Genomic DNA, 6,942 nt, shown 5'->3' with positions numbered 1-6,942 from the left:
ATCTTGTTGGTTAAAATAATAAATAGCTACGTTGCATTCAATCGCAATAGCTAGCTATTACTCAATCATGCGCCTTGCTCTTCATCATTTTTCCTTAACAAGCCATGATCACAATATTATGCGGAATGGTATCACTTCCAAAAATAGCTATTTAAACACCCAAAACTTATTCAGTACAAAGATTAAAATAGGGGTCACAAAGGTAAGGAGTGCGAGGTAGTAATAGTGGTGAAGTTGTAAAAACTCCAAAATAATAAATGACCAAAAGAGGTTTACAGCAAAACCAAGCAGTGCTGTTTTAAAAAATTTAACAAAAGCACTGCGTTTATCTGTTAATTGTATCGCTTGCTCTTTAAACGTCCAGTGGAACTGGCCGAGATAGGAGACTAAAAATGCGAGACAAAAACCTAGAATATTAGCAATAAAATGATGAAATTGTAGTTGCTGAAAAACAAGATTAAAAATAACGGCATGGGTTAACGTTGCCCCCACACCAACAATCGAAAATGAGACTAACTGCTGAAAAAGGCGATTAGTCGCTAACTCTCTAAGTAATTTCATCTAGCGGTTAGGTTTGTCATTTTCTTGCTTTTCGTCGCTACTATCGTCACCATAATACCCCTCAATAACATACAGAGGCCTATTTTTCACCTCTTCAAAAATACGCCCGATATATTCGCCTAAAACACCAATACCAATTAGGTTTAAGCTACTAAAAAACAGGATCAAGGTGATCATCGACGCATAACCGGGAACATCAACACCAAAAATAAGGGTTTTGGCAATAACAAAAGTAAGATAAATTAATGATAACAGTCCCACACAGACACCTGCGTAAGTCCAAATACGTAATGGCGCAGTGGAAAATGAGAAGATACCATCGAGGGCAAAGTTCCACAGTTTCCAATAGTTCCACTTGGTTGTACCTGCAACACGCGCAGGACGGCTGTAATAAACATAGTCTTTACTGAATCCTGGAAAAGCAAACAACCCTTTCATGAAACGCGCTTTTTCAGGCATCCGTTGCAAAACATCGACCACTTTTCGGTCGATCAAACGATAATCGCCGGCATTTTGTGGCATGTCTACTTTACTCATACGACCAATGATTTTATAAAAAGCAGTGGCGGTTTTACGCTTAACTAAACTATCATCACTGCGATCTTTACGCACTGCGATCACCGAATCTGCCCCTTCACGCCATTTTTTAACCATCTCAGGGATCAACTCAGGTGGATCTTGCAAATCGACATCCATCGGGATCACCGCTTGCCCTTTGGCGTAATCAAGCCCTGCGGTTAATGCAGTATCTTTACCAAAGTTACGTGATAGGTTAACCAATTTGATATGCAAAGCAGGATCAGCCACACGCTGCTTTATAATCTCAAGTGTACGGTCGGTACTGCCATCGTTAACAAAAATTATTTCGTAAGAGTTGACCGCTTGTTCTATAAAAGGGGTGACTGCATCAAGGAAGAGATCAATGCTCTCCTGTTCATTTAATACACACACTACAATGCTTAATTCGGGGTTAATGACCATAATAATTCCTATTCCTTTAGTTGTTATTGTCTAATATCAGCTTGGTTTTCAAACAGCACTTTACGGGTCCAAATTCCTTTTACGCCTTGATGCTGTGGGCTAAACCGTTGCCATGTATAATCGTGTTTAATTTGCGGGTCAATTAAGGTAAACATTTGTGCATCTTGATGACGCGCTAAAATAACATAATTGACTTTATTTGCTTGTAACCAATCCGCAGAGTTAGCTAATTTACCTTGATAGAATTGACGAATTTCATTGGTCAAATGCCATACTTGCGGCACATCTCCATGCCATGTTCTAAGGTGTGAAGGCCAACCTAGCAATATCGCTTTATTATTAAACAGTGCGTAGATACTGGAGTTCATATATGCGTTATCGGGCACATTTTCCAATAAAATGCCAAATGGCTGTGTTTTTAGATAATTAAACATATCTCGATGGCTAGCATCGCTGGTATACCACTCATGCCCTGCTAATTTTCCAATGGCACCTTTGGTTGAATAGATCCAGTGACGCGCCACATCGTAGGCGTATACATTAACCAGCAAGAAGATGATCACCGTCCCCCAGCGGATCCATTTTTGACTAGAGCCTAAACAGACAGCGCCCAGCGAAACAAGTCCACCCACGTAGATCCAGCCCCACCACTTCATCACACTGTTAGTGCGCAAGTATTTACCTTCAGTTGGATCGTCAATATAGATCATCTCAGAAACAAACAACATAAAGGCAATGGTTAACGCAATCGTGATACTCCATTTACGATATTTTGGCTCAAACAGTCCCATCACAATTAACAGTAATAATGGCCATAACAGCGCTAAGAAACGTGAAATAGGGGTATGATCAAAGCCTGTTACCAATTTAACAGGGGTACTCAGTGAGCCATTAGCAAAGTCAGTGAAGAAAGGATAAATCAGCAAACCCGCAAGTAACCCACCAGCAATCAGCCAATCCCAATTAACCGCTTTTTTATCCCAATAACGATAAGCGACCCAGCCCATCAGCAATAGCCCTTGCATCGGGAACGTCCAGGTATTAGTGATAAGCATCACAGGTACGCTGAACCCTAATAGTGCTTGTAACAGTTTTACGCGCACACCCGACTCAATAGCGGCAAGTAACGCAAGCGTAAATAACAGCAGGAAGAAACCACCGAGTGGCGGGTGGTAATCACCGACAAAAAACTGATAACCAAAATTTTCCATTGGAAGTTCACGAGGCTCCCAACCTTTATTAGGCAACGGCTCTGGTTTTATCTCCGGAAAAATAATACGTGAGAGTGAATTGCTATTATGTAACGCTTCAAGTGTCACATCTTCTCGTGAACCCACAAAACGCGCACTGTAGATAAGCATTTTAAACGCATCATGTGCTTGGCGTTGCTGATAACGTGTTTGTTCCTGTTCGCTATTATTTTTAGCCGGCTCAACACCATCAAAGGCAAGGTGGGCAAGGGGAGAAATGCCCGTACCACCAAACACCATGGTCGCCACTAATAACATTTTCAGCGCTCTACTTTTAATAAACTGGCTGGCGACAGACCACGCAAGGGTAATGGTTAGCGAGGTGATCAGTGCAAAAGCAACATTATAAGTCGTACCCGGTTCAAAACTTAAGAGTCGCCCGACTAATGCTGCTGCGTAATGTTGAAACGCATAATAGAAATCAAAGGCATGGGGAGGGTTCCAGTTATCAATGGGTGGCAAGGTATTACCCGGCAAATAGTTACTGATAAAGTAGAGATCGGTTATACGTTCAGACGAGGGATAGATCGTTGGAAAGCTATAACGCCACGCAAAACAGTAGAAAAATGCGATGCCAAAAATAATCTCTGCACGCCAGAATTGCGACTCTCGCTCAGAGCCTCTATTTTTATAAAGCAGATAAATAGCAAGTGTAGTGGTAAATGGCCATAACCAGTGCAATGTACCAAGGCCAATAAAGTGCTCAATAAAAAACAGCACCAAACACAGCACTATAATGCCCGTTGAGCGCGCTATATGACTATCAGGTAAAAAACGTTGTGTTGCGAGCGTTAACCCTGCAATGTTTAACCACAGCAGACCAAGTGTTAGTGCTAAATAGATCGTTTGCATAATAGTTCCTTATCCCTTCACTTGGTTGTTTTTTAATACCCATAAACCGTATTCATCACGGCCGACTTTTTGAATTGTTATCCAATGATATTGCAGATGAATACGTGAATGAATACGTTGACGAGTGTCCTTATCTTGGGCGCGGTTCAGATCGTCTTTTGACCAGACAATATAGGTGACACGATTTTGCAATAACCATGCAAGGCTGTTATCTAATTGCCCCTGATAAAATGCCCGCGCATCACTGCCACGCTGATTAATAAACGCTGGGTGTCCTCGCCATTGTGACTCGTGAGAATGCCAACCCACCAAGGAAGATTTATTACTGAACAGGGCTAATGTCGATGTTTTACCATAAGCGGCTTTATCAACGCCCTCTAACACCACACCATAAGGTGCAGAGATTAAGTATTCTAAGGTCTGTTTTTTGACTTGATCACGGGTGATAAAATAATCACCCTTTAACTTGCCACTTGAAGGTTTCGCCGTTTTATTAAAGTAATAAGCCAGCTCTAAGGCGTAACTTGAAAGGGCGATCAGTATTAATAAATTAACAGCACGAATAATTCTATTTTTACTTGCCATCAATAACGTTGACAGTGAAACCACCACCGCAACTTGTAACCATGACCACCATTTTAAAGTGGTATTAAAACGCTCATAAATACCGCCCATCGGATCATCAATAAACAGAAGCTCAGACGCGATCAAAAAGATTGAAAAAGTGCTAACAAAGAGCCAGATAACAGGCATTTTTTTGCCAAGATACAAGCCGATTGCTAACAGTAGAAGTTGTGGCCAAAGCAGTAATAAACCTGAAATAAGTGGCGTATGATTTTCATTTCCCACCCATTTTATTGATAACGATAAGGCACTGCGGGTAAACTCATTTAAAAATGGCACCATTAAAAACAGCGGGATCAAACCACCCAGAATAATTGCTTTCCAGTTAAGCTCGGCTTTAATAATCAAACGATAAGCGACCCATGAAAAAATCAGCAATGCTTGCAGAGGCAAAACCCACGTATTGGTTATCCACATCAACGGCCCGGTGGACACTAAAATAGCTTGATAAGCCCCTTTGGTGGGAGGGGCGTTAGCATTCACAGGATAAGCACGTGGTTGTTCAATTAGCAAAATACAAGTGATCGCAATCAACACTAAAAGGAAGCCACCCAGTGGTGGATGAAAATCGCCCTGCATAGTGAGATAACCAATGGTTTCAATGGGCAGATCAGGATTCTGGGTTGCTTCTCCCCCTGCTTCCATGCCCATTAAAGCGCGACCAAAATCAGTATTAACGTTTTTATCGTACATACCAATAAAACGCACACTTGACCATAAACGGCTCAGCGACTCATAACTTTGCCCACCATTGTCAGTCGCTTTTGCCTCATACATGAAAGGTACAAAGGCACTGATACCCGTTCCTCCCATCACCACCGCCGTCACTAATAGAAAACGAGGCAAATGTTTAGACGTCGCCAATGAAGCAATATTCCACACTAAACTAATCATAAAAGCGAGTGTCAGTGCAAACACAATATTATAGGTCATACCGATAGGCAGTGCTAACCAACGCCCAAGCAGTGCGCCACAATAGTGTTGAAATGCGTAATAGAAGTTAAACGTATAAGGAGGAAGCCAATTATCAAGCGCAGGCAACGTATGCCCTGCATAATAGTTACTCAAAAAAGCCAGATCGGTGAGATCTTCCGATTGACCATTGATATCAGGAAATGCCAAGCGCCAAACTAAGCCATAGACAAAACCGATAAAAAAGATCACCTCGGCACTGCTATGCTGTTTTAAAAGCGCTCTATTTTTGGAAAGAACAAACAACGAAGCAATCGTGGTCACAGGCCATAACCAATTAAGATTGCCTAAACCAACAAAGTGTTCAATAAAAAACAATGAAAGACAAATAGATAGCAATCCCGCTATTTTTGCTAACACATAGTTATTGATCCAACGTTTCGCCACCATCGCTAACGCCGAAAAATTAATGGTGATAATCAGTACCATTAAAAAGATAAAAATCAGGTGCATAATACACTCCTTGTATTAGCAAATAACAACATTAATAGTTCCATGTTTTTAACAACAACAAAATACAAACGCCTTATTTTCAAGAATAAAAGTGAAAACACTATAACAACATTTAGGTTTCAACAGAGACAAATTTAACAAGCAAGTTGGTATTCTTTGAGTGATTTAACACTCCTGCACAAAAATCTCCCCTGATAATCGACTGACAAAAAGAGTCGAACAGAAAAACATCAGCTTATGCTTACAAATAAATCTCTTTAAGCGTGTTCTATTTCACAAAATCAGACGGTAGATAGGTTACCTAAATCGCATTTTGTTAAAGAAATTAACGTAATTGAAAAAATTAGCTTACAATACGTTTGCTTTTTTAGGGATGAATATATGTCCTTTATCATTGAAGATATTTTAATTGATAATAGGTAGTAAGAGTAGGCAGATCAACTATTGGTTGATTATGTTATCTACTAGAGCACCCTAAAAAGGTTGATTTAATGAATTTTTATTATTCCATTTTACCCTACCTTTGAGGTTATTTTATTATGAAGTCAAACACTTCAATCTTGCTTTCTATCGCCGTTGCGATTTTAGGTTACATTATTATTGCCGTTGCAGGTTTAACACTCTCTGCTGAAATTTCATTTGCAATTGGCGCTATCGCAACAGGTATTGCGATTCAATTCATCAAAACAGGCAAGTCTACTAGCGCAACAAGCAGTAGTTCATCTGATGATGATTTCGCAACGACGACACTTTATGTGGGTAACTTACCGTACCGCGCAAATGAGATGGCAATCCGCACTCTTTTTGCAGAGCAGGGTAAAGTACTTTCTGTACGTCTGATGAAAGACAAACACACTGGTAAACGCCGTGGTTTTGGTTTTGTTGAGATGCCAGAGAAAGATGCACAAAAAGCGATTAGCGTGCTAAATGAGCAAGAGTTCCAAGACCGTTCATTAAAAGTACGTGAAGCAAATGAACGCGCACCACGTACAGAGCCACAACAAAATGATGAAACTTAACCTTTAAAAAAGGTTAACAAAAAAACGCCTTTCGGGGCGTTTTTTTATGCCTAAAATACACTAAACTAAGTAATACCGATTACATTAAGTATGTGATCTAAATTTTGCGCAGGAAAAATAGCTAAATTTAAGGCATAAGTTGACGTAAATGGTTGTTCCCTTTACAAAACTTACAACGCAGAAGTGAGTTATTTTAACCAGTAAAATAGATTAGCTATTTATTGTAATTG

5 protein-coding genes are annotated in these 6,942 nt (G+C 40.2%); 1 reads left to right on the top strand and 4 read right to left on the bottom strand.

All coding sequences use genetic code 11. The features are described from left to right. Positions 1 to 147: 147 nt before the first annotated feature. From G322_RS0116400 to G322_RS0116385, 4 genes are read right to left on the bottom strand one after another with little or no spacing between them, the layout of a single operon-like run. Entirely contained in the window at positions 148 to 561 is a 414-nt protein-coding gene (locus G322_RS0116400) for a GtrA family protein (protein ID WP_022942804.1), read from the bottom strand. Then, complete coding sequence (locus G322_RS0116395) at positions 562 to 1,542, bottom strand: glycosyltransferase family 2 protein (RefSeq protein WP_022942803.1); 981 nt, start codon at positions 1,540 to 1,542, stop codon at positions 562 to 564. Positions 1,543 to 1,565: 23 nt separating this feature from the next. Continuing rightward, entirely contained in the window at positions 1,566 to 3,644 is a 2,079-nt protein-coding gene (locus tag G322_RS21145; protein WP_022942802.1) for a DUF2298 domain-containing protein, read from the bottom strand. 9 nt (positions 3,645 to 3,653) lie between these two features. After that, complete coding sequence (locus tag G322_RS0116385; protein ID WP_022942801.1) at positions 3,654 to 5,693, bottom strand: DUF2298 domain-containing protein; 2,040 nt, start codon at positions 5,691 to 5,693, stop codon at positions 3,654 to 3,656. A gap of 539 nt (positions 5,694 to 6,232) precedes the next feature. On the opposite strand from G322_RS0116385, the gene G322_RS0116380 reads away from it, so the two are divergent. Continuing rightward, positions 6,233 to 6,712, top strand: a complete 480-nt coding sequence (locus G322_RS0116380) for an RNA recognition motif domain-containing protein (protein ID WP_022942800.1) — start codon at positions 6,233 to 6,235, stop codon at positions 6,710 to 6,712. Positions 6,713 to 6,942 lie beyond the last annotated feature (230 nt).

The organism is Psychromonas hadalis ATCC BAA-638 (genome assembly GCF_000420245.1).
Classification (GTDB): domain Bacteria; phylum Pseudomonadota; class Gammaproteobacteria; order Enterobacterales; family Psychromonadaceae; genus Psychromonas; species Psychromonas hadalis.
The sequence above is the reverse complement of the archived record's forward strand: the minus strand, read 5'-3'. Positions and strand labels throughout refer to the sequence as shown.